Consider the following 22,290-nt stretch of genomic DNA (forward strand, 5'->3'; position numbering starts at 1 on the left):
GAAACTATTACATTGTAGCATATTCGCATTTTGCCAGCTTATCTTACCTTTCCTTAATTTGAACAGGATGATCCCACCCTTCACGGGAAATATAATTAGTGAAAGCTTATCCCTATATAAAGGAGGCTCATCCTATGAAGCTCAGCAGCATATTATTTGGAGGGCTATTGGGGGCAGCGGCAACCTTATATGTTGCCCGCAAGCGGCCGGGTGCAACAGCATGGGCGGCAAGCGCATTGTCCGAGGCATGCACTGCTGTTGGCAAAAAATCGCTATCCATGATTATGAATCAAAAGCTCAAAGCTTATTCCTCACAATCTTCCCAAAGCAAGCCCAAAGCGAGCTCCAACCACTCGCCTGCCAATTGGTCACAGATTGAATCTTTGATTAACCAGGATTCCGAGCTGAAGGCACAAGCAAGCAAAATCATGGCTGAATCCTCGACACATACGCATTAAGCGTAGAACAAAACCAATGGAATCGCTTGAAGCGCGTGGGAAAATTACGCGTTCTCAAACGATTCTTTTTTTGGTCATTTTAGGTGCATTCCGAGGACAGACATGATAAAGTAGTTACATAGCATATTTGATCAAATTGATCACAACTCATCATTAAATTTCATACGATGTTATAACAGATGCTGCAGAGGAGGATCCTGTCATGAAAATCGAACGAGTGAGTCAGGACAAGATCAGGATTTTTCTGACGTTCGACGACCTGCTGGAACGGGGGATCCAGAAGGACGACATGTGGCGCGAAATTCCAAAGGTACACGAACTATTCAGTGAAATGATGGATCAAGCTTACAGTGAACTTGGATTCGATGCCAGCGGACCATTAGCGGTCGAAGTTTTTGCCCTCCCTGCTCAAGGAATGGTAGTGAATGTTACTCGTGGCAAGATGCACAGCCAATCCGACGAACGGGCAACCGACGATGAAGACACGGAAGACGAGATATACGATATGGAAGTTACGCTGGAGCAAAGCGACATTGTTATGTATGCACTGCGTGATTTCGAGGATGTTATTAGCGTTTGCAAGCAACTGCAAGCGTCAGGCTTGACAGAGGATGGACGTCTGTACTCTTATAACAATAAGTGGATTCTGGCTCTTGAGCCTGCTCTAATTGATTCGTCACGACATAATGCCGTTATTGCATTATTGGCTGAGTATGGCGAGGCGACATCGGTTACTTATGCTATGTTAGAGGAATATGGGAAGGTTATTATGCCATCTGAAGCCGTACGGCAAATTTGCACTCATTTCTACAATTAAGGAACAGACAAGAAGAGCATCTTACAGGCCAATAGGCGTCTGTGTGATGCTCTTCTTGTGTGTATCTATTCGGCCTCTGGAATATCGTTTGGTCTACACGTTCATATTACATGTAGACAAAGACGGAGGTAGGATGCAGATGAAATTCAATGACGTATTACAATCTACACAAGTTGTAATTGAACAAGCGCTTCGCAAGCTTAATTATAAGGATGAAATGATTGACTTGCTGAAAGAGCCTATGCGGGTGCTCTCGGTTCGAATCCCTGTCAAGATGGATGACGGCTCTACTCATATCTTTACAGGCTATCGCGCTCAGCATAATGACGCCGTCGGCCCTACCAAAGGTGGGGTCCGCTTCCATCCCGGGGTAACGGAGGATGAAGTCAAAGCTCTATCAATCTGGATGAGCTTGAAATGCGGCATTGCAGACCTTCCTTACGGAGGCGGTAAGGGGGGCGTTATTTGTGATCCGCGAAACATGTCATTTGGAGAGCTTGAGCGGCTTAGCCGGGGCTATGTACGTGCCATTAGCCAAATTGTGGGGCCAACGAAAGATATACCTGCGCCCGATGTGATGACGAATTCACAAATCATGGCTTGGATGCTGGATGAATACAGCCGCATTCGTGAATTTGATTCCCCTGGTTTTATTACGGGCAAGCCCATTGTGTTAGGCGGCTCCCAAGGACGGGAGACGGCGACGGCTCGCGGTGTCGTTATTATTATTGAAGAAGTATTGGCACTTAAGGGAATTGAACTGGCCAATGCAAGAATTGTCATTCAAGGCTTCGGGAACGCAGGCAGTTATCTCGCCCAATTTATGTATCAAGCTGGTGCAAGAGTAATAGGTATTTCGGATGTGAACGGAGCGTTGTATAATGAGGAAGGACTAGATATACCTTATTTGCTTGATCGGCGTGATTCATTCGGGAATGTGACGAACTTATTTCCGCACACGATATCCAATGAAGAGCTTCTGGAGCTGGAATGCGATGTGCTGGTTCCTGCCGCAATCGAGAATCAGATTACAGAGCTTAACGCAGAGAAAATAAGAGCGGCAATCGTGGTTGAGGCAGCGAATGGCCCGACAACACTAGCGGCTACGAAGATATTGACAGAGCGGGGCTTACTGCTCGTACCGGATGTGCTAGCAAGCTCCGGCGGTGTAATCGTTTCTTATTTTGAATGGGTTCAAAATAATCAGGGCTATTATTGGGATGAAGAAGAGGTGGACACCAAGCTTCGGCAAATGATGGTACGAGGCTTTAAACAGGTCTATGATATTCATCTAACCAAAAAAGTCGATATGAGGCTCGCTGCTTATATGGCAGGGGTACGTAAAATGGCAGAGGCTGTTCGTTACCGAGGGTGGGTATAGCCGATTAGTTCAACATAAAGATTAAGAGCTGGGGGGTGAACGACGAAATGCTCTTGTTTTCCGTATTGACAGCAGCGGTAGCACCTGGTGTTTCGCTGCTCACCTATTTATATTTGAAGGACCGTTATGATACAGAGCCTATTCATATGGTTATCCGTATGTTTTTGCTTGGTGTTCTAATCGTAGTACCCATTATTGTTATACAAAGAGGGCTGCAGCTATTATGGTGGGATAATCCTTTGTTATTTTCTTTCGTGGAGTCTGCAGGTGTGGAAGAGTTCGCAAAATGGTTCGTTCTATACCATATGATCTATAATCATACGGAATTTGATGAGCCTTATGATGGCATAGTGTATGCTTCTGCGATTTCACTCGGATTTGCCACGCTAGAAAATGTGATGTATGCGATTTTCTCGCCTGCTACATTTGGCACTTTGCTGATGAGGGCATTGCTTCCGGTTTCCGGCCATGCTTTGTTCGGAATAATGATGGGCTATTGGGTAGGCAAAGCAAAATTTGCCAAAGATAAGCGCAGGCGCAATATCTATTTGACCATTTCATTATCGTTGCCGATTCTTCTGCATGGGCTTTATGATTGGATCATGATTACGATGCAGACGAGCTGGATGTATGGAATTATTCCGTTTATGTTCGTGCTTTGGGTATGGGGCTTGTACAAAATACAACGCGCCAATGCTCGTTCTCCCTTTCGTTTCCTTACGAGGGAGGATGAGGTTAAACTATAGTACTTCCGTCTATACTTAATGAGGAATGATTGGAGGCGTATAGCAGCTTTGCGATACGCTTCACCCTCAAACGCGCAGGAGGTATAGATGGAACCAAGAGTTAAGGTTACAATCAGGTGCAAGGTTTGCGGAGAGAAGTTTGTGCTGCGCGGACGCAGAGACAAAGGAGCCATAGATACGGGCTTCAAGCAATGCATATGCAACAATGTCCATGAATTGGATATAGAAGAACATTGTATTTAAAAAAATGCATAAAGCTCCCGAGGGCAAACCAAACTAATGCTAGGTTTTGCACAAGAAGGGAGCTTTTTGTTATGTATAAACGTCTTAGCGCGGTGCTGTTCCCCGTCATGACTCTTTTTCTTATAGGCGCAGTCTATTGGGGGTATCAAGAGCATCAGGAGAAAAATTCAATTCTGATTAAGGCAGAAAACCAATATCAGAGAGCATTTCACGATTTGACCTTCCATGTGGAAAAGCTTCATCAGCAGCTCGGCAATACGCTGGCTGTTAACTCTACCTCCCAAGGCTTTCATCGGAAAGGCCTAGTCAACGTATGGCGGCTAACTAGTGAAGCGCAAAATGAGATTAATCAATTACCGTTGTCATTGATGCCGTTTAGTGATGCGGAGGATTTCTTATCTCGAATTGCGAACTTTGCTTATAAGACATCGGTCCGTGATTTAACGAAGCAGCCGTTGTCGGATGATGAATTTAAGACTTTAAAAACGTTGCACGCGAAGTCCGAGGAAATCTCGAAAGATTTGCAGAAAATGCAAAATCAAGTGTTAGCGGACAATTTAAGATGGATGGATGTTGAGATGGCACTGGCTTCAGAAAAGTCCAACAATGATAATAAGATTGTGGATGGTTTCCGCACGGTAGACAAGAAAGTAGGCCAATATCCCGAGATTAACTGGGGACCTTCTGTAGCGAGCATGTATCAGAAACGGACAATCAAGATGCTTGGCGGAAAGCTCGTAACTGCAGATGAGATTAAAAATAAGGTTACGGAGTTTCTAGGGAAAGATGCCAGCGATATTAAGGTAGTGGAGAATGGCAAAGGAACCGAATATGCCTCTTATTCTGCGACGGCAACTGAGCCTAAGACGGGTCATAAGCTGCAAATGGATTTCACCCAAAAAGGCGGCCAATTGATTTGGTTTATGGATGCCCGTGATATTGGTGAGAAAAAGGTTGGTCTGGAGGAAGCTCAAGAATCAGCAGATGAATTTCTGGAGGAGCATGATTTCAAGGGGATGAAGGCAGTAAGCTATGATTTGTTCAACAACACAGGCACCTTCACTTATGTTAGTACGCAAAATGATGTTCTTATTTACCCTGAAAAGCTTACAGTCAAAGTGGCTCTTGATAATGGAGAGACCGTGGGCTTGCAAGCTAAAGAATTCGTGTATGAGCATCACAAACGCAATTTGCCGAAAGCAAAAATAACAAGTGCAGAAGCGCGAAAAGCTTTGAATCCAGCCATGAAAGTATCAGAAGATCAAATGGCGCTGATTATGAGTGAAATCGGGGAAGAAGTATTGTGCTATGAATTTACCGGCCATATTAATGGCGGCATCTACAGAATCTATATTAATGCAGATACAGGTCTGGAAGAGTCGATTGAGGAAATGACAACCTTGGATGAGGCAGCAAGCTCGGATTAAATAACGATATGGCTCCTCCTTATCGGGCGTGTTATAATGACACCATCGTAGGAGGGGGAGCCAATTGTTACCTAAAGTAAACCAAATGTTGTATTTCGAAATTGCATCTTCTGACGCAGCAGAGGCGGCTATTGAGTATAAGGCAAGAATTGCAGATGAATTGGAAGATGGTTTACTGATAGAATGTCCAATCAATAATCAGACGGGACGATTGAAACGTTTGTTCTTTGGGGACGAGCTGTCGGTTTACTTTTTAGCTGAGGATGGCGTCAAAACTTTTTTTGATTCCCATGTTATTGGATTCAGAGAAGAGGCCGTTAAGCTGGTCAAAATTCGCAAGCCTGATCCAGACCGGATTACGAAGGTCCAAAGGCGTCATTTTTTGCGTGTGGCTGCTGAACTGGAGATTGCAGTCAATATGTCAGGAAATGTTCGATTCGTAACGCTGACAGATGATGTTGGCGGCGGAGGAATTTCATTTCTTTGTGATGGGAAATGGTCGGTCCAGCAAGATATGGAGCTTGCCTGCTGGTTATTAATTCCTTATAAAAATGGTTCAATTGAACATGCCTCCTTTACAGCCGAAGTCGTTCGAGTTATCGAGCTCGATACGGGCCGCAAACATGTCATGATTAAATTTGCGAGCATTAGCGATAATGAGAGACAAAAAATAATAAGATATTGTTTCGAGAAGCAGTTGGAATTCCGCAATCGATGAATAGTTCTTGCTGCCCATAGGCATGCTATGCTCACTAAGGGAAATTTTAGAAAAGTGAGGGCCTACTATGAGGATGCCAAGCAAGAAGAGCATGGATGTAGAAGCTTTTTCAAAGAGTCGTCTAAGAGAGCTGTCGGATCTTGTCAGCAGGCGATTAATGATCATCGCTATTATGCTGTTAATTGTTATTTTTCTATCGCAATGTGCCTTGCAAAATGACCATATAAGAGGTTGGGTAACGGGCGTTGATCGGTGGGAAGGGACAGCAATTGATTGAAGTGAAGAGCATTTGTTGACGGCTCAAGAAGAGGACATAGCAGGGAAATGCAGGCGGGCGTTTTTGCATCTATGTCCATAGTGTGGTATAATTTTCACGATCGCAGGCAAAGCCTGCTTTTTTCTTGAGAGGTTTGCGTCGCATCTTGAGTATCGGCCAGCCATCTCTATCTAAGGGGGGTGACTGTTCGTGATACTGCAAGACGGTGACAGCGACCGAATTAATATTGCAATTGATGGGCCTGCGGGAGCGGGGAAAAGCACCGTTGCACGCAAGGTTGCTGAACAGCTTGGTTATGTTTATATTGATACCGGCGCCATGTATCGGGCAGTAACATTAAGTGCGCAAAGGGCTGGCATCAATCCGGAAGACAATAATGAACTTGCCGATCTTGCAAAAAAATTGGACATCAAACTTTTGCCCGGCAGCGGGGGGCAATTGGTGTTCCTGGACGGAGAGGATGTAACCCATCTCATTCGTTCCAGGGAAGTGACGCTTAGCGTGTCACAAGTGGCTGCCAATGAAACGGTCAGAAACCTGTTAGGATCAATGCAACGTCATCTTGCGCAGCAGAAGGGCGTTGTTATGGATGGGCGAGATATTGGCTCGCATGTGCTTCCGAATGCTGAATTGAAAGTTTTTCTTACCGCTACTGTACAAGAGCGGGCGCTTCGTCGCTTCAAAGAAATCTCAGATTCACAGATGATCACTTTAGAGCAGCTCGAAGAAGAGATTGCACAGCGTGATCGGTTGGATGAACAACGTGAAATATCGCCGCTTGTTTGTGCCAAGGATGCTGTCATTTTGGACAGTACAACAATGTCGATCAACGAAGTGGTTGCGACAATTGTCAAATTAAGCCGAACCAAATTGGCGGAGGCGAAGTAAACTATGTTATATCGGTTTTGCAGATTTTTACTTCGTGTCATCTACACGGTGCTATTCCGATTGGAAGCTAGAGGTAAAGAGAACGTACCTTCTGATGGGCCAGTCGTATTAGCTTCAAATCACATCAGCCTTCTTGATCCGCCGACTGTCGGCATTAAGCTAGAACGAAAAGTCCATTATATGGCAAAAGAAGAATTGTTCAAGATTCCCCTGTTCGGCCCGTTAATTCGAGGTCTTGGCGCTTTTCCCGTTAAACGCGGCGGCGTCAGCAAGGATGCGATCCGTTCAGCTATCAATCTTCTTAAAGAAGACAAGATAATGGGGATTTTTCCTGAGGGCACGAGAAACAGCTCAGAGGGATCAGCGGCCAAGAAAGGCGCAGCAATGATTGCGGTTAGAAGCGGTGCTGTCATTGTACCGGTCGCCGTAATCGGTGAATACAAGCTTTTTAGAAAAATGATCGTCCTATACGGCAAGCCGGTTGATATTTCTGCACTTATACAAGATTCCTCGCCGGATATGCTCGAGCAAGTGACGGATGCTATTATGGCTCGCATTCGCGAGATGTTACAGCAGAACAAAAAATGATCGTTTTAAATGCTGCTTACCGTGCATAACGAAAGCGGATTTAAATAAAGTTGGGGTATGAATTGAGGAGGTTATTTCAATGTCAGAAGAAATTAATGTTCAGGACTCCGTAGCACAGGAGAGTCAAGAGGCTATGGATAATTTTGTGTCTTTGAAAAAAGGTGATACTGTTAAAGGCACGATCGTCAAAATCGAAGATAACCAAGCTTATGTTAGCCTTGGATATAAATATGACGGTGTCATTCCGATTCGTGAGCTTTCTGCAGTTCAGCTTGACAATGCAACCGATGCTGTTCAAATCGGTCAAGAGGTTGAGTTGAAAGTAGTTAGCATCGATGATGAGAAAGAAAAGCTGGTTCTGTCGAAGCGTATTATCGACGGCGAACGCGCTTGGGATGTTCTTCAAAACCGTTTTGAGAGCGGCGAAGTATTCGAAGTTGCAGTTGCAGACGTTGTAAAAGGCGGACTTGTGGCTGACGTTGGCGTTCGCGGCTTCATTCCAGCTTCGATGGTTGAACGTCATTTTGTAGAAGATTTCAGTGACTACAAAGGTCGTACGCTTCGCGTTAAAGTAAAAGAAATCGATCGCGAGAACAACAAAGTTATCCTTTCCCAGAAGGAAGTACTGGATGCTGAGTTCGAGCAAAGCAAACAACAAGTAATCGCTGGATTGGAGCCTGGCCAACAACTGGAAGGTACAGTTCAACGCTTGACGCCATTCGGTGCTTTCATTGATATCGGTGGAATTGATGGCTTGGTTCACGTGAGCGAGCTGTCTTGGCAGCATGTTGCTCATCCAAAAGATGTAGTATCAGAAGGTCAAGCGGTTACGGTTAAAGTACTTAAAGTAGATCCAGCTGCTGGCAAAATCAGCCTTAGCTTGAAAGCTGCTCAACCAGGACCATGGGAATCTGCTGCTGGCCAATTCACTACTGGCGACATCGTAACAGGTACTGTACGCCGTATCGTTACATTCGGCGCATTTGTTGAAATTGCTCCAGGCGTTGAAGGCCTTGTGCACATTTCCCAAATCGCACACCGCCACATTGCTACACCTTACGATGTATTGAAAGAAGGGCAAGAGGTTCAAGCGAAAGTGCTTGATTTCAACCCTGCTGAGAAACGCGTAAGCCTGAGCATTAAAGAAACAGAAGAAGCACCTGAGCAAACTGAGCAAGAGAAGCAACAAGCTCCTCGTTCAGGTAAGCCGCAACGTGAGCGTGCGGTTAGACCAGAAGATCTTGGCAACAACCCGAATGTTAGCCTTAACAGCCAAAGCATGAGCTACTCTCTGGCTGAGCGCTTCGGCGACAAGCTGAGCAAACTGAAATAATACAGTCCGGTTCAGACCGGTCATATAAGATTGCCTAAGAGGCTATTCCTGATGTGGTTACGTCAGGAATAGCCTCTTTAATTTGGAGCATAATAGGTCAACAAGAGGTGATTATGCTTTGAATGATGGGATTATTTCTTTATGGCTGCTTACGATTGTACTAATCTTAGTGACAACGGGCTGGAAGGAAGTTGTTGGGATAACGGGACATGTAAATAAAGTGCTGCTCGTTAGCCTATGCTGTATCGCTTTGCAAGCCTTGCATACGAGTTTTTCGTTCTTTCATGTGCAGATTGAGGTTTATGCAAGCTTTCCGCTTGTTATGCTCTTTGCACTAGCAGCGATAAGAGGGACATTAAGTGCGGATAACAAGGCATATTTGCTTGTTACCATTCTGCTTACAGGAATAATCTGGGGCAGCCTTCAAAAAATGTACAGTGTAGATCCCGTATTCTATTGGATTAGCCCGAAGTGGGATGCTCCCCTTCTAGGGGGATTGCTTGCGGTCGCTTTCTCGATGAAAGCTAAACAGCAATTCGCTATGCTTCTTCTTTCAGTGATGGCAGCAGAATTGATGTCTGCTCTGCTTATGGAGGGTTCTCCATCTATGAGCCTAGGCTCTGTCGCTTGGTGGGATGGATTTTGGATTGCTTTTATGGCAGCGAGACTGATCAGCATGACCATTACTGTAAGCAGTACGGCTGCGGCACGATTAATGCCTAGAGTCTGGAAGAGCAAGGAAGGAGGTACGCCCGAATGAGCGCATATCTTGTCGAACATAAGTATTTGCTAGGTGTGCTCTTAGGTATTGTATTCGGGATTACTTCTCGTCTGCTTATGCTTAGGACGGATTATCGGCAATATCCGACATATCCACATGGCCAGATTATCCATATTTCGCTAGGCGTCATTGCCGCAGCCTTAGGAGCAGTCGCCGTTCCTGCTTTATTCAATAAGGACTATACCGCTATCACTTTTCTCTCGCTGGCTGCTCAGCAGTTCCGTGATGTAAGGAAAATGGAGCGGGAAACGTTAACCAAAATTGACAGTATGGAGCTTGTCGGTCGAGGAGCGACTTATATTGAAGGAATTGCAATGGTATTCGAGGGACGTAATTATCTCGTAATTATGACAGCGCTTCTGACCAGTCTTTTTGCGATTGCCATTCATATTGTAGCAGGTGTGATCGCTGGAATACTGGCGCTGATGCTCGTTAAGCATCTTCGCTCAGGCAAGTCTCTTTCCCATATTATTAAGGCTGAGGCAGCAGCTATTAGAATGGAAGGGCCGGATTTGTATGTAGGCGATATTTATATTATGAACGTTGGTTTGGTAGACACCCAGTCAATCATTCGAGAAAGAGGAATGGGGTTTATTCTCCAGCCCTACAATTCGAATGGGAAAGTGACGCTTTGTAATTTGGGACAAAGACAAGCGATCCTCTATGATCTTTCGACAATTATGGGCGTTTATCGCGATGACGGGGAACCCTCCCTGATTCCGATGACGAAGCTTGATATTAAAGATGGGCGATTGGCTGTTTTTCTATTGCCGCAAGAGCAGGATGTGGAGAAGGCACTGAAGGTTATTGAACGAGTGCCGATTCTGGAGGAAGCGGTACGAATGCCCACAGAGGCTTCGGTCAATAAGGAGGCTGCAGATAATGGCTAAAATTGTCGCGGTCGTATCCCTTAATCGAGAGAATGTCGATGGCGGGGCACCGATCTTTATCGTGCATGATGAAGCGGAGCTTCAACAAATTTCGTTTCTTTTAGAGAAAATAATGGATGCAAACGCACATGACTTGAAAAACGGCACAATCATTCTAGTAAATCATCATTAGATGAAAAGTTAGCCAAGATCGCTGTTTTTTGCTATGATGGTAAACGTGAGTATTTCTGAAGGAGTGAACATGAACCTATGGCAAGACCCGTTATCGCCATTGTCGGGCGTCCGAACGTGGGAAAATCCACTATATTTAATCGGGTGATCGGCGACCGGCTAGCAATTGTTGAAGATAAGCCGGGCGTTACCCGGGACCGGTTGTATGGCACCGGAGAATGGAATGGAACAGCATTTAGTATCATCGATACTGGTGGTATAGAAATTGATGGTGAAGATGAGATCATGAAATCCGTTCGTATGCAGGCTGAGCTTGCTATCGAAGAAGCGGATGTCATTATTTTTATGGTTGACGCTAAATCCGGCTTGACTCATGCAGATGATGAAGTAGCGCAAATGCTCTTTAGATCCCGTAAGCCTGTCGTGCTAGCAGTCAATAAAGTGGATAATATGAACCGTATGGATGAGGTATATGAATTCTACGGTCTTGGCTTTGGCCAGCCTATTGCTATTTCCGGCTCGCATGGTATCGGAATTGGTGATTTGCTTGATGCAGCAGTTGAGAAGCTGCCTGAGCTTGAGGAAGATGGCTATGATGAGGACGTTATTCGTGTCGCTTTGATTGGCAGGCCGAATGTCGGCAAATCCTCTTTGGTCAACGCGTTGCTTGGAGAAGAGCGTGTTATCGTGAGCAATGTAGCGGGAACGACTCGCGATGCGATCGATACGCCGTTCGAGCGTGACGGCCAGCGTTATGTGCTGATCGATACGGCAGGCATGCGCAAACGTGGCAAAGTATACGAATCCACTGAGAAGTACAGTGTGATGAGAGCGATGAAAGCTATTGAGCGCGCCGATGTTGTTCTGGTGCTAATCAATGGAGAGGAAGGCATTATTGAGCAAGACAAGCATATTGCTGGTTATGCTCATGAAGCCGGAAAAGCTTCCATTTTTGTTGTGAATAAGTGGGATGTTGTTGAAAAAGATGATAAGACGATGAAAGAATTTACGCAAAACGTTCGTGATCATTTCTTATTCATGACTTATGCGCCTATCGTGTTTTTGTCAGCATTGACGAAGTCACGCTTACATAAGCTGCTCCCAGTCGTTAACCATGTATCTGAGCAGCATGCGATGCGTATTCAAACTCATCTGCTTAATGATGTCGTTGCAGATGCCGTTGCATTCAACCCGCCGCCAACGGATAAAGGGAAACGTCTGCGTATCAATTATGTAACGCAAGTAGCTACGAAGCCGCCTTCCATTGTCATATTCGTGAATAATCCGGAGATGATGCATTTCTCATATGAGCGCTATTTGGAAAATAAAATACGCGCCGCATTCGATTTCGAAGGAACGCCTGTACGTCTGTTTACAAGGCGGAAGTCCGAAGAAGATTAGGGGAGAAGAAGCTTGTTGTACGCTGTGATTGCAGTTGTTGCGAGTTATTTATTAGGGTCAGTTTCATTCAGTATTGTTATCGCCAAATGGGTAAAGGGTATTGATATTAGGCAGCATGGCAGCGGCAATGCCGGAGCTACGAATACAATTCGTGTGCTTGGCAAAGGTCCAGGTTTACTTGTATTCTTCTTAGATATTGCCAAAGGTATTGCAGCTGTCTTGCTTGGACGTTGGCTGGGAATAGAGGAATGGAATGAATGGACGGCAGCGATATGCGGTCTGGCAGCGATAATCGGTCATAACTGGCCGATTTGGTTCCGTTTCAAAGGCGGCAAAGGGATAGCAACGACGGTAGGTGTTATTGTTACCTTGGCATTTATCCCTGCATTGCTGGCTGGTATTGTTGCCATTGCGGCCATTGCTATTACTCGTTATGTTTCGTTAGGTTCATTATTGTTCGCAGCCTTAACGCCAATTTTTATTGCACTTATTGATTATTCTCATCCTTTAATAACAATTAGTATTATTTTATGTCTATTTGCATTCATTCGTCATCGGGCGAATGTGGTAAGACTTATGCAGGGAACGGAGAACAAGCTTGGAGCAAAGAAAGGGACGTGATGAGCGTATGGCACAAGTAAAGACCGAACAGAAACGGCGAGCTGCAGTATTAGTAGCCGGCAGCTGGGGGACTGCACTTGCAGCTGTATTAGCGAATAACGGTTATGATGTGCGCCTGTGGACGCGTAATGCGGAGCAAGCAGAACGAATTAACCTGGATCGCGAAAATCCGAAATATTTGCCTGGCATTAAGCTGCCAGATTCTTTGAGGTCTACCACGGAGCTGAAAGAAGCGCTTGAAGATGTGGAGCTTGTGTTATTCGTTGCCCCTTCTTCTGCCATGCGTGAGGTGGCAAGGCAGGCAGCTCCTTATATCAACAAGGATACCGTATGTATACATGCGACCAAAGGATTCGAAGCCGATACGCTGAAGCGGATGACAGAAGTTCTTTCTGAGGAGCTTGGTCGTTTGCCTGGCGATATCGTTGTTCTCTCCGGGCCTAGCCATGCAGAGGAAGTTATTCGCAATCAGCCTACAACGGTTGTAGTCGCTTCAGCGAATATAGAGGCTGCAGAGCTGGCACAGGATGCTTTCATGAATACTTATTTCCGAGTCTATACGAATCCGGACGTAGTAGGCGTTGAAGTTGCTGGAGCTATCAAGAACATTATTGCTCTAGGTGCTGGCTTATCTGACGGACTAGGCTTTGGAGACAATGCCAAGGCAGCCCTGCTTACACGCGGGCTGGCTGAGATTAGCCGGTTAGGCACAGCCATGGGGGCGAATCCGCTTACCTTTGCCGGCCTTGCTGGAGTCGGAGATCTTGTAGTTACTTGTACGAGCAAGCATAGCCGTAACTGGCGCGCAGGCTCGATGCTGGCTGACGGAACTTCACTGGATCAAGTACTAGAGAAGATGGGCATGGTTGTTGAGGGCGTTCGTACGACCAGGGCTGCCTATGAGCTGGCTAAGCAGGTGAATGTGGAAATGCCTATTACGTATGAGCTGTATCAGGTATTATTCGCCAATCGTTCACCAAAAGCAGCGGTAGAAAACTTGATGGGACGCATCAAAACACATGAAATCGAACAGCTCGATTAAGACTAGCGCCTACACCAATCGAATCTCCCCCTCATATGATGTTGCAAGCATATGCTTACGACGCATGTTTGCTTAATGCAGACATATCAGGAGGAGAGCAGTATGGGGAAAGACCTGTCCAAAGATGTGCTTGGTGCTATTAACAAAAAAACAGGCAAAAACATTACCGAGAGCTCAGTAAAGAAGCTGGCTAGCACTGTAACAGAATCGACGATGCAAAGCGAAGCAGAACTGCGTAAGCTGATTAAGCAAGTTTCGGAAATGGCCAAAGTGCCCGTGAAGGAATCGACCGTTAATGACATTGTCAAGGCGGTCAAAGCTAGCGGGATGAATATGAGCAATATGGAATCATTGATGAAGATGATGATTAAGAAGTAAGTTGGGCAAAAAGCGTAAGGCGCTGCTGAAATATTATTATTTTGGCAAAAGGCGCCTTATCGACTTTTGTCCTTTTTTGTAGCTAATGGTATAATGAGGTTGCATTAATTATGTTTATTATAGATTAGGAGAATCGAATTCATGGATGCAATGACGAAGATGTGGGTATCTTTAATTGGCATTGGGCTTATGGCGATTGCTGCCGTTATTATTACACTTGCCCGATTGAAAACGAAAGGCGTTATTAAATTTATTTTATCCTTGATTGCATTTGCTTTCCTCGTAATAGGCTTCATTTGCGGACTAATCTCCATTATCTAGTAGTTATTACCGAGTACATACATGCAGTGAAAAGAGAATTGAAAGGAAATCACATCCGATGATCGAACTAAAGGGCAGGACAAAATCAGCAGTTGTGGAAGCGGAGGCTGGGCAGTCGTTGCTGCGGTTGGCGCTTAAGCATAATATTGATTGGGCTTCCTCTTGCACGCGGGGAACCTGCGCTAGATGCCGCTGTCTTATCGTTGAAGGGGCTGAAGGGCTGGAAGGAATAACCGATGCGGAATGGGATCGGATGGACCCTGAGGAGTTCGAGGAGGGCTACCGGCTTGCTTGCCAGACCATTATTAAAAGCAATGATGCGAATATTAAAGCAATAAATAAACCTTATTTCTAAAGGAAGTGCAGCAATGAACGTAAGAGAACGGATCGAGCGCGCCCTGACTTCTATCTCGCAGGCAACAAAGGAAAGCAATAATGCCTGGGTAGTCGGTGGAAGCGCCGGCTTGATGCTAAGGGGCTTGTCGTTATCCAGCGAGCCTAGAGATTTGGATATATACAGCGATGAAGCCGATATCGATCGTCTTTACGGCATGCTGCAGCAATATGCAGTAGATAAGCCTATGCTGAGCGAGAGTGGTATTTATCGTTCGATATTATGCCATTTTGTCATTGAAGGCATAGCTGTTGAGTTAGTAGGAGGCTTTGTCGTTCGTGCACATGGCTGCCGCTATGAGACAGAGGTTAAATCATGCCTGCTGCCTCATGCAGAATCGGTTGTAATTAATAACGAGACCATCGTGCCTGTCGTTCCGCTTGCGCATGAGCTCTGGTTCAATGTGCTGCGGGATCGGCGAGATCGCAGCCAGTTAATTATCGAGGCTTATGGCAATGATCCAGGTCAGCATGAGCGTGCCATGGCAGAGCTGGAGAGCCGAAATATGTTCACCCTTGAAGCGAAACGCAAGGTGCGCCATTGGATCGCAGAGCAGCACGCAGGTGTACTTGTATGAGTGTAGAGGTTACGTTCTGGCCAGCAGGCAAGACGATCAAGGTGAAGCCCGGAACGACCCTTCTAGATGCAGCTCGCCGTGCAGGTGTACCGATAAGGACGCGATGCGGCGGTAAAGCAGCCTGTTTCATGTGTAAGGTATCGATTAGACCAGGGAGCGACCTGCTGCCTATCGGTGACCAGGAACGCCGGAAGTTGTCAGGGCTTGATGAGCAGGGTATACGCCTGTCCTGTCAAGCTAAGGTGAGAGGGAAGACGGAAGCTGACATTCCGCTTGACCCGCTGCGTTCGGCCGTGCAGAGGCAATTAGCAAGGCAGCAGGCGGAGCAGGATGACGAGCTGTGGTAGCTTGCAAGATGCTTTGGAGTAGTTGAGCGAATTGTTGGGAGGAAAGGATTACATGTTGACTAGCAGTCTTAGCAGGAAACGCAGGGAGCTTGGACGGAAGGCGTGTCTTATTGTATCTCTAGCTATATTATTGATAGCAAGCGGATGTATGTATCCGAAGGATCAAATGAAGCAGAATCAGATTCCGCCCAAAGAGGCTGTACGTAATGTTCAAGCTGCAGTAGAGCAATTTCAGGAAGAGACGGGCATGCTGCCTATTAAGAACAGCTCTTCCGAAACGCCTCGATATGAGAAGTTTGTTATTGATTTCGAGATGCTCAAAAACAAGGGTTATTTGAGTGACATTCCAACGGCGGCATTCGAAAAAGGCGGCAACTATTATTTTCTAATCATTAACGAAGAGACCAAGCCAACGGTTAGGCTAATGAATTTGGTCAATTCACAGTTAATCAATGATATGCAAAGCTGGGTGAATGCTTATAAGGATAAAGAGGCTGGCAAGCTGCCTGCAGGCGAAGAAGCGTATCCTGGTTTTCACTATATTAATTACAGCTTATTGAATAAGAAAGCTCCGACTATTAATAGCGAGTTCTCCGGGCAGACGCTTGCCGCTATAATGGACGAGCAAGGAAAAGTATATATAGATTATGGTCTGGATCTTATGCAGCTCATTCAGAAGCAGGACTCAAGCCGTTGGGAGCCCGCCTATGACCTGAGAGAGCTGCTTGTGGAGGATCATTTATTCGTGCCTATAAAGTCACCTGTCTATCACTGGATTGACAACCAGCCGCAAGCAGCTGCCCTATAGGCTGCAGCAAGCGATTGTATAGCCGCATTTATCCCCATTGCTGATCGTTATTCGATCGGTGATGGGGATTTTTTTGGTATAGAATGTCTTCGCGTCTCATATAACTCAATCTTGGAAGGGCAAGAACGTGACCCGGTTGAAAAGATTTCGTTGAAGAAATCGTCATAATCGGTGAGCTAGGACAATATGCTATTACTAGTCCAAAAAGCTGTACGAGTTGCGTCGCTGGCCTGCCCTCTTGTCCGGTGGAAGGCGGCGAACCGGAAAATCAATTGGGAGGGGATATTCAGTGGAGAAAGTAGACATTTTCAAGGACATTGCCGAACGTACCGGCGGGGATATTTACCTCGGTGTGGTTGGGGCGGTCCGAACGGGCAAATCAACGTTTATTAAGCGGTTTATGGAGACGGTTGTGCTTCCGAATATTACGAGCGAAGCTGATCGTGTCAGAGCCGTTGACGAACTTCCTCAAAGCGCCGCAGGTAAAACGATCATGACAACTGAACCCAAATTCGTTCCGAATCAAGCGGTTCAATTGAAGGTTAGCGAAGGTCTTGAGGTTAACATTAGACTTGTTGATTGTGTCGGCTACGCGGTTGAGGGAGCAAAAGGCTATGAGGATGAGAATGGTCCCCGTATGATTACTACGCCTTGGTTCGATGAACCGATTCCGTTCCAGGAAGCGGCAGAGATCGGAACGAGAAAAGTCATCCAAGAGCATTCCACCCTCGGTGTTGTTGTAACAACGGACGGTTCGATTGCTGAAATTCCGCGCAGCTCCTATGTTGAAGCGGAAGAGCGAGTAATCAATGAGTTGAAGGAAGTTGGCAAGCCGTTCGTGTTGATTATCAACTCGACACGCCCTCGCAGCGAAGAAGCGCTCCAACTGCGCGGCGAACTGCAATCCAAATATGATATACCTGTCATTACACTTAGTGTGGCGACGATGGGCGAGGAAGAAGTAATCTCTGTCCTGCGCGAAGTGCTTTATGAATTCCCAGTTCATGAAGTAAATGTGAATCTGCCTAGCTGGGTAATGGTGCTGAGTGAACAGCATTGGCTGAGAAACAACTACGAGAACTCTGTGCGTGATACAGTAAAAGATATTCGCCGGTTAAGGGATGTTGATCGAGTAGTCGCCCAGTTCATGGACTATGACTTTATCGCAAGAGCTGGCCTCAGCGGTATGAACATGGGGCAGGGTGTAGCCGAGATCGATCTATATGCACCGGATGAATTATATGATCGAATCTTGATGGAAGTGGTCGGGGTAGAAATCCGCGGAAAAGACCATTTGCTGCAGTTGATGCAGGAATTCTCGCATGCCAAGCGCGAATACGACCGTTTTGCAGAGGCGCTGGAGATGGTCAAGGCTACAGGCTATGGCATTGCAGCACCAACACTTGCTGAGATGGCGCTTGACGAGCCGGAGTTGATTCGCCAAGGCTCACGCTTTGGAGTAAGACTGAAAGCTACTGCTCCTTCCATTCATATGATTCGAGTGGATGTCGAGTCGGAATTCGCTCCGATTATCGGCTCAGAGAAGCAGACAGAGGAGCTTGTGCGCTACTTAATGCAAGACTTTGAATCCGATCCAATCAAAATTTGGGAGTCCGATATATTCGGTCGTTCTCTCCATTCGTTAGTACGTGAAGGCATTCAAGGGAAAATTGCAATGATGCCTGATAATGCCCGTTACAAGCTTCAAGAAACGCTTGGCAGAATTATTAATGAAGGCTCGGGCGGCCTCATTGCGATTATTCTATAAGCTGTTTCCTTCTGAAGAGCGATTAAACCAAGGAAATTACTGGTTTAATCGCTTTTTATTATGACCAATAAATGGTTTGCATAAATGTGAAGCAATACCTATAATGACATTTGTGACTTAATGCCCCCTGCGTAAATTGCATCAATACAAACAATTCCGATTGACATACTAGGCGAAAATGGTATGATACTCATAGAATTATTATGATCTAAGAGAAGATTGGAGAGAAAACAGATGAAGCAATGGGGAAAATTATCTTTAACGGTATTGCTGGTCGCAGTACTATTGGTTATTGCTGCATGCGGCAATAAATCGAGCAATACACCGGTTAATGAGGGCTCAGGATCACCTGAAGCGACGAATGCTGGCAATAATGAATTGGACGCGCTTAAGAATAAAAAAATTGCATTGGTGATGCAGTTTAATACAGGAACATTCTCCTCCCAATACGTAGAAGGCGTTCAAGAACAAATTAAAAAATTCGGCGGCAAAGTTACCGTATTTGCTTCTGATAATGATATGGCTAAGATGTCTTCTAATCTTGATGCTGCTATTAATCAAGGCTATGATGGGATTCTCCTCGATCATGGAAATGCGTCAGCGCTTGAGCCTGGTGTGAAGAAAGCGATTGAGAAAGGAATTTCTGTCGTTGTATTTGATGCTGATGTGAAAGTAGACGGCGTGCCTGTTCTTCAGCAGAATGATCAGGAGATGGCAGAAGTAACCTTGGAGCAATTAGCTAAAGATGCGGGCGGCAAAGGCAATATCGTGAAGGTATGGGTAGCTGGCTTCGCGCCGATGGAACGCCGTCAGGTTGCCTACAAAGCTTTCCAAGAAAAATATCCGGATATTAAAGAAATTGCTGCATTCGGCAATGCAAATAATCCGGCTATGGATACACAAGCACAGATGGAAGCTATTCTCAAGCAATACCCGAACAAAGGCGACATTACAGCAGTATGGGCTGCTTGGGATGAGTTCGCCAAAGGCGCTGCAAGGGCAATTCAACAAGCTGGCCGTACTGAGATCAAAGTATATGGCATCGACCTAAGTGATGAGGATCTTCAAATGATTCAAGATCCGGCAAGCCCATGGATCGCTTCAGCTGCTGTAGATCCTAAGGATATTGGACGTATTCAGGTTCGTACGCTTTACAAGGAATTCAAAGGGGAAAAGAATGAACCATTGGTCGTTCTAAGTCCAGTATATGTTCATCGTGATGCGCTTCCGCAAGAGAAAGTGAACACTACGCAGCTCTCCGAGCATATTGAAGGCTGGGGCAGCAGTGAGCAAGGCTATGAGGATTGGATGAAAGAGCTGGAAGCCGCGAATTAATTCCACTCTAACGAACGCTGGAGAGGTGCAACTAATGAGCATAGTGAAGCAATTGCAAATGAAGGGAATCCGGAAAGCATTTTCCGGAGTTCCCGCCCTCCGCGAGGTTGATCTTACTCTGCAAAGCGGTGAGGTTCATGCGCTGCTCGGCGCTAACGGTGCCGGCAAAAGCACATTGATGAAAATATTGTCGGGCGCCTACACACAGGATCAAGGCGAGATCTTGATTGATGGCAAGCTCGCGCGAATAGATTCACCAGGGGATGCCAAACAATTGGGCATCCATTGTGTTTATCAGGAGGTAGATACGGCACTTGTCTCGCAATTAAGCGTAGCGGAGAATGTCATGCTGGACCGGATTTCTGCAAGGGGAAGCCGCTGGTGGGTTAATTGGAGCAAGCTGGAGCAGGACGCTGAAGCAACATTGGCACGGCTGGGAGCATCCATTCCTGTACGGAAAAAGGCAGGGGAGCTGACATTAGCAGAAAAACAGCTGGTGCTGATTGCAAGATTGTTAACGGAGCAAGCAAAATATGTCATATTCGATGAACCGACCGCACCGCTAAGCCTTGAAGAAGCGGAGCGGTTATTCCGTGTTATTGAGCAGCTGAAGGATGAGGGGATCGGTATCGTATTTATCTCTCACCGTTTGCAGGAAGTATTCCGTATCTGCGATCGCATTACGGTCATGCGTGATGGAGAGCGTGTCTTAACCGAAAAGACAGCAGATTCGTCGATGGAGCAAGTCGTTCATGCGATGCTTGGACGTGTGTTCGAAGAAGAGTACCCAAAGGCAGATGTCTCGATAGGGGAAGCTCTTTTACAGGTCTCGGGCATATCTAGAGGTCATCATGTGAGGAATGTTACCTTTAATGTGCGAAGCGGTGAAATTGTGGCTATTGTAGGACTTGTCGGTGCGGGCAAGACTGAGCTGTCTCGCTTGCTGTTCGGTGCGGATGCAAGTGATGCCGGCAATATAGCGATAGCTGGCAGAGTGATTAATAACCGAGAGCCAGCCGATGCAATCGAGAATGGTATTGTGCTTATTCCGGAGGAAAGGCGAAAACAAGGGATTCTTGTCGAAGAATCGGTAAAGCGAAATCTAAGCCTTCCAAGTCTGAAGTGGCTATCTCATTTTGGTTTCCTATCGGGGAGAAAAGAGTCGAATAATGCCGAAGCGCTAATTGGCAGACTAGGCATCAAAACCTCTTCGCCTGAAGAGAAGACAGGCCATCTAAGCGGAGGGAATCAGCAGAAAGTATCTATCGGCAAATGGCTGCCTACGGAATCCAAGGTCTATGTATTCGATGAACCGACAAAGGGTGTTGATATTGGGGCGAAAAGCGACATTTTTCGCATCATTGGAGATTTGGCTGGGCAGGGCAAAGCCATCGTCTATTTAACCTGTGAATTCGCTGAAGCGCTCGGCATAGCTGATCGGATACTAGTGATGTGCGATGGGACATTGGTGAAGGAATTTTCTCGTGGAGAAGCCTCGCAAGAGCTGCTGTTGCTCCATGCCAGCGGCGGAAAGGGAGAACAGATATGAAAGAGAAATCATTGAATTTTATTTTTAAATACGGCTCACTAATTGTTATTGCTTTTGTAATAGTGTTCTTTTCATTATGGGACGAGCATTTTTTCACTTATGCCAACTTATCTGACATTCTGCGTTCGATCTCGATCGTAACGTTCGTTGCAATCGGCGTGACCTTTTCTCTGACTGTAGATGGTTTCGACTTGTCAGTAGGTTCTACGGTTTCCCTTACGACCGTGGTGACAGCTGCACTGATGGTATGGTATCAGCAGCCGCTTATCGTTGTTATTATCGCAGCTCTATTAATCGGCGCTGCGGTAGGTCTCTTGAATTCTCTGCTTATTGTTCGCATTCGAATCCCGGATTTGCTTGCGACGCTAGCGGTCATGTACATCGTCGCCGGGATTCACAAAACCTACACGAAGGGCTACTCTATTTATAATAATATGCCAATGCCAGACGGCTCCACGGCGCCGGGTACCTTCAACGCTTCCTTCCTGTGGCTCGGGCAAGGCAAGCTGCTGGGCATACCAGTGCCTGTTATCCTGATGGTTATCGCGGTAGCTGCTGTACATTTATTTTTTAAATACACAAGATGGGGCCGCCAAATGCAGACGACGGGGGGCAATGAAGAGGCAGCGCGGCTGTCAGGCATTCGCGTTCGCCGCATCCGTACGGCTGCCTATATTGCTTCTGGTGTGTTTGCCGCAATCGGCGGTATCTTATATGCTGCCAGAGTTGGAACAGGGCAGATTGATGCAGGAGCACCCATGATGATGGAAGCCGTCGCTGCCGTGTTTGTTGGTTATTCTGTATTTGGGGCTGGCAAGCCTAATGTATTCGGGACCTTTATGGGTGCCATTCTGATTGGTGTGCTGCTCAACGGCATGACGATGATGAAGGTGCAATATTATGCGAATGATATCGTTAAGGGCACGGTGCTGGTACTCGCTTTAGCGGTGACTTTCATTCATTTGTCGAGACGACGAAACCGCTAGGAAAATGTATTGTAATAAATTGAAAGCGATGAAAGCCTTGCAAGC

27 protein-coding genes are annotated in these 22,290 nt (G+C 46.1%); all 27 read left to right on the top strand.

Annotated features, from left to right (window positions below):
• Positions 1–134: 134 nt before the first annotated feature.
• The 27 genes from AC50YO_RS10560 (at position 135) to AC50YO_RS10690 (ending at position 22,245) form a co-directional block, all read left to right on the top strand.
• Positions 135–458, top strand: coding sequence for a hypothetical protein (locus AC50YO_RS10560; protein ID WP_494846788.1), 324 nt, complete (start codon positions 135–137; stop codon positions 456–458).
• A 202-nt stretch (positions 459–660) separates the two neighbouring features.
• Positions 661–1,275: a genetic competence negative regulator gene (locus tag AC50YO_RS10565; protein ID WP_494846789.1), complete on the top strand. Its 615-nt coding sequence runs from the start codon at positions 661–663 to the stop codon at positions 1,273–1,275.
• Between the two features lie 139 nt (positions 1,276–1,414).
• Positions 1,415–2,656 (top strand): Glu/Leu/Phe/Val family dehydrogenase, encoded by a 1,242-nt coding sequence (locus tag AC50YO_RS10570; protein WP_494846790.1) that lies wholly within the window; start codon positions 1,415–1,417, stop codon positions 2,654–2,656.
• A 47-nt stretch (positions 2,657–2,703) separates the two neighbouring features.
• Complete coding sequence (gene prsW / locus AC50YO_RS10575) at positions 2,704–3,402, top strand: glutamic-type intramembrane protease PrsW (protein ID WP_494846791.1); 699 nt, start codon at positions 2,704–2,706, stop codon at positions 3,400–3,402.
• A gap of 87 nt (positions 3,403–3,489) precedes the next feature.
• Positions 3,490–3,645 carry a hypothetical protein gene (locus tag AC50YO_RS10580; protein ID WP_494846792.1) on the top strand — a complete coding sequence of 52 codons (156 nt, stop codon included), beginning with the start codon at positions 3,490–3,492 and terminating at the stop codon, positions 3,643–3,645.
• Between the two features lie 71 nt (positions 3,646–3,716).
• Positions 3,717–5,072: a germination protein YpeB gene (ypeB, locus tag AC50YO_RS10585; RefSeq protein WP_494846793.1), complete on the top strand. Its 1,356-nt coding sequence runs from the start codon at positions 3,717–3,719 to the stop codon at positions 5,070–5,072.
• Between the two features lie 64 nt (positions 5,073–5,136).
• Positions 5,137–5,790 (top strand): flagellar brake protein, encoded by a 654-nt coding sequence (locus tag AC50YO_RS10590; RefSeq protein WP_494846794.1) that lies wholly within the window; start codon positions 5,137–5,139, stop codon positions 5,788–5,790.
• A 67-nt stretch (positions 5,791–5,857) separates the two neighbouring features.
• Complete coding sequence (locus AC50YO_RS10595; RefSeq protein ID WP_494846795.1) at positions 5,858–6,067, top strand: hypothetical protein; 210 nt, start codon at positions 5,858–5,860, stop codon at positions 6,065–6,067.
• A gap of 183 nt (positions 6,068–6,250) precedes the next feature.
• A complete protein-coding gene (cmk, locus tag AC50YO_RS10600) occupies positions 6,251–6,955 on the top strand; it encodes a (d)CMP kinase (protein ID WP_494846976.1) in 705 nt (234 codons plus the stop codon).
• A 3-nt stretch (positions 6,956–6,958) separates the two neighbouring features.
• Entirely contained in the window at positions 6,959–7,543 is a 585-nt protein-coding gene (locus AC50YO_RS10605; protein ID WP_494846796.1) for a lysophospholipid acyltransferase family protein, read from the top strand.
• Between the two features lie 79 nt (positions 7,544–7,622).
• Complete coding sequence (gene rpsA, locus AC50YO_RS10610; RefSeq protein WP_494846797.1) at positions 7,623–8,876, top strand: 30S ribosomal protein S1; 1,254 nt, start codon at positions 7,623–7,625, stop codon at positions 8,874–8,876.
• Positions 8,877–8,994: 118 nt separating this feature from the next.
• Positions 8,995–9,636: a YphA family membrane protein gene (locus AC50YO_RS10615; RefSeq protein ID WP_494846798.1), complete on the top strand. Its 642-nt coding sequence runs from the start codon at positions 8,995–8,997 to the stop codon at positions 9,634–9,636.
• A complete protein-coding gene (locus AC50YO_RS10620) occupies positions 9,633–10,547 on the top strand; it encodes a YIEGIA family protein (protein WP_494846799.1) in 915 nt (304 codons plus the stop codon). The genes AC50YO_RS10615 and AC50YO_RS10620 overlap by 4 nt, the downstream gene beginning before the upstream one ends.
• Positions 10,540–10,719 carry a capping complex subunit for YIEGIA gene (locus tag AC50YO_RS10625; RefSeq protein ID WP_494846800.1) on the top strand — a complete coding sequence of 60 codons (180 nt, stop codon included), beginning with the start codon at positions 10,540–10,542 and terminating at the stop codon, positions 10,717–10,719. Before AC50YO_RS10620 ends, AC50YO_RS10625 begins: the two co-directional genes overlap by 8 nt.
• 77 nt (positions 10,720–10,796) lie before the next feature.
• Positions 10,797–12,119 carry a ribosome biogenesis GTPase Der gene (gene der / locus AC50YO_RS10630; protein WP_494846801.1) on the top strand — a complete coding sequence of 441 codons (1,323 nt, stop codon included), beginning with the start codon at positions 10,797–10,799 and terminating at the stop codon, positions 12,117–12,119.
• Between the two features lie 12 nt (positions 12,120–12,131).
• Positions 12,132–12,740, top strand: a complete 609-nt coding sequence (plsY, locus tag AC50YO_RS10635; protein WP_494846802.1) for a glycerol-3-phosphate 1-O-acyltransferase PlsY — start codon at positions 12,132–12,134, stop codon at positions 12,738–12,740.
• A gap of 7 nt (positions 12,741–12,747) precedes the next feature.
• Positions 12,748–13,782: an NAD(P)H-dependent glycerol-3-phosphate dehydrogenase gene (locus AC50YO_RS10640; protein WP_494846977.1), complete on the top strand. Its 1,035-nt coding sequence runs from the start codon at positions 12,748–12,750 to the stop codon at positions 13,780–13,782.
• A 102-nt stretch (positions 13,783–13,884) separates the two neighbouring features.
• Entirely contained in the window at positions 13,885–14,160 is a 276-nt protein-coding gene (locus AC50YO_RS10645) for a stage VI sporulation protein F (protein WP_494846803.1), read from the top strand.
• A gap of 141 nt (positions 14,161–14,301) precedes the next feature.
• Positions 14,302–14,481 carry a DUF2768 family protein gene (locus AC50YO_RS10650; protein WP_494846804.1) on the top strand — a complete coding sequence of 60 codons (180 nt, stop codon included), beginning with the start codon at positions 14,302–14,304 and terminating at the stop codon, positions 14,479–14,481.
• A 58-nt stretch (positions 14,482–14,539) separates the two neighbouring features.
• Positions 14,540–14,836, top strand: a complete 297-nt coding sequence (locus AC50YO_RS10655; protein ID WP_494846805.1) for a 2Fe-2S iron-sulfur cluster-binding protein — start codon at positions 14,540–14,542, stop codon at positions 14,834–14,836.
• Between the two features lie 13 nt (positions 14,837–14,849).
• The gene (locus tag AC50YO_RS10660; RefSeq protein ID WP_494846806.1) at positions 14,850–15,452 is read left to right on the top strand and encodes a nucleotidyltransferase family protein; all 603 of its coding nucleotides are present in this window, start codon (positions 14,850–14,852) and stop codon (positions 15,450–15,452) included.
• Positions 15,449–15,799: a 2Fe-2S iron-sulfur cluster-binding protein gene (locus AC50YO_RS10665; protein ID WP_494846807.1), complete on the top strand. Its 351-nt coding sequence runs from the start codon at positions 15,449–15,451 to the stop codon at positions 15,797–15,799. Before AC50YO_RS10660 ends, AC50YO_RS10665 begins: the two co-directional genes overlap by 4 nt.
• 52 nt (positions 15,800–15,851) lie before the next feature.
• Complete coding sequence (locus AC50YO_RS10670) at positions 15,852–16,607, top strand: YphF family lipoprotein (RefSeq protein ID WP_494846808.1); 756 nt, start codon at positions 15,852–15,854, stop codon at positions 16,605–16,607.
• 289 nt (positions 16,608–16,896) lie between these two features.
• Entirely contained in the window at positions 16,897–18,375 is a 1,479-nt protein-coding gene (gene spoIVA, locus AC50YO_RS10675) for a stage IV sporulation protein A (RefSeq protein ID WP_494846809.1), read from the top strand.
• A 234-nt stretch (positions 18,376–18,609) separates the two neighbouring features.
• Positions 18,610–19,710, top strand: coding sequence for a sugar ABC transporter substrate-binding protein (locus tag AC50YO_RS10680; RefSeq protein ID WP_494846810.1), 1,101 nt, complete (start codon positions 18,610–18,612; stop codon positions 19,708–19,710).
• Between the two features lie 34 nt (positions 19,711–19,744).
• Positions 19,745–21,259 carry a sugar ABC transporter ATP-binding protein gene (locus AC50YO_RS10685; protein ID WP_494846811.1) on the top strand — a complete coding sequence of 505 codons (1,515 nt, stop codon included), beginning with the start codon at positions 19,745–19,747 and terminating at the stop codon, positions 21,257–21,259.
• Complete coding sequence (locus AC50YO_RS10690) at positions 21,256–22,245, top strand: ABC transporter permease (protein ID WP_494846812.1); 990 nt, start codon at positions 21,256–21,258, stop codon at positions 22,243–22,245. The genes AC50YO_RS10685 and AC50YO_RS10690 overlap by 4 nt, the downstream gene beginning before the upstream one ends.
• Positions 22,246–22,290: the final 45 nt, after the last annotated feature.

This window comes from Paenibacillus sp. J22P59 (assembly GCF_059383895.1).

What these genes read in the sequence shown, in the direction of transcription:
- AC50YO_RS10620 (WP_494846799.1), top strand. Translation starts at nt 9,633, where the DNA reads ATGAGCGCATATCTTGTCGAACATAAGTATTTGCTAGGTGTGCTCTTA.
- AC50YO_RS10670 (WP_494846808.1), top strand. Translation starts at nt 15,852, where the DNA reads ATGTTGACTAGCAGTCTTAGCAGGAAACGCAGGGAGCTTGGACGGAAG.
- AC50YO_RS10565 (WP_494846789.1), top strand. Translation starts at nt 661, where the DNA reads ATGAAAATCGAACGAGTGAGTCAGGACAAGATCAGGATTTTTCTGACG.
- AC50YO_RS10595 (WP_494846795.1), top strand. Translation starts at nt 5,858, where the DNA reads ATGAGGATGCCAAGCAAGAAGAGCATGGATGTAGAAGCTTTTTCAAAG.
- AC50YO_RS10605 (WP_494846796.1), top strand. Translation starts at nt 6,959, where the DNA reads ATGTTATATCGGTTTTGCAGATTTTTACTTCGTGTCATCTACACGGTG.
- AC50YO_RS10625 (WP_494846800.1), top strand. Translation starts at nt 10,540, where the DNA reads ATGGCTAAAATTGTCGCGGTCGTATCCCTTAATCGAGAGAATGTCGAT.
- AC50YO_RS10685 (WP_494846811.1), top strand. Translation starts at nt 19,745, where the DNA reads ATGAGCATAGTGAAGCAATTGCAAATGAAGGGAATCCGGAAAGCATTT.
- ypeB (WP_494846793.1), top strand. Translation starts at nt 3,717, where the DNA reads ATGTATAAACGTCTTAGCGCGGTGCTGTTCCCCGTCATGACTCTTTTT.
- prsW (WP_494846791.1), top strand. Translation starts at nt 2,704, where the DNA reads ATGCTCTTGTTTTCCGTATTGACAGCAGCGGTAGCACCTGGTGTTTCG.
- AC50YO_RS10655 (WP_494846805.1), top strand. Translation starts at nt 14,540, where the DNA reads ATGATCGAACTAAAGGGCAGGACAAAATCAGCAGTTGTGGAAGCGGAG.
- AC50YO_RS10650 (WP_494846804.1), top strand. Translation starts at nt 14,302, where the DNA reads ATGGATGCAATGACGAAGATGTGGGTATCTTTAATTGGCATTGGGCTT.
- AC50YO_RS10690 (WP_494846812.1), top strand. Translation starts at nt 21,256, where the DNA reads ATGAAAGAGAAATCATTGAATTTTATTTTTAAATACGGCTCACTAATT.
- der (WP_494846801.1), top strand. Translation starts at nt 10,797, where the DNA reads ATGGCAAGACCCGTTATCGCCATTGTCGGGCGTCCGAACGTGGGAAAA.
- AC50YO_RS10660 (WP_494846806.1), top strand. Translation starts at nt 14,850, where the DNA reads ATGAACGTAAGAGAACGGATCGAGCGCGCCCTGACTTCTATCTCGCAG.
- AC50YO_RS10645 (WP_494846803.1), top strand. Translation starts at nt 13,885, where the DNA reads ATGGGGAAAGACCTGTCCAAAGATGTGCTTGGTGCTATTAACAAAAAA.
- AC50YO_RS10680 (WP_494846810.1), top strand. Translation starts at nt 18,610, where the DNA reads ATGAAGCAATGGGGAAAATTATCTTTAACGGTATTGCTGGTCGCAGTA.
- AC50YO_RS10560 (WP_494846788.1), top strand. Translation starts at nt 135, where the DNA reads ATGAAGCTCAGCAGCATATTATTTGGAGGGCTATTGGGGGCAGCGGCA.
- rpsA (WP_494846797.1), top strand. Translation starts at nt 7,623, where the DNA reads ATGTCAGAAGAAATTAATGTTCAGGACTCCGTAGCACAGGAGAGTCAA.
- AC50YO_RS10665 (WP_494846807.1), top strand. Translation starts at nt 15,449, where the DNA reads ATGAGTGTAGAGGTTACGTTCTGGCCAGCAGGCAAGACGATCAAGGTG.
- AC50YO_RS10570 (WP_494846790.1), top strand. Translation starts at nt 1,415, where the DNA reads ATGAAATTCAATGACGTATTACAATCTACACAAGTTGTAATTGAACAA.
- AC50YO_RS10640 (WP_494846977.1), top strand. Translation starts at nt 12,748, where the DNA reads ATGGCACAAGTAAAGACCGAACAGAAACGGCGAGCTGCAGTATTAGTA.
- AC50YO_RS10580 (WP_494846792.1), top strand. Translation starts at nt 3,490, where the DNA reads ATGGAACCAAGAGTTAAGGTTACAATCAGGTGCAAGGTTTGCGGAGAG.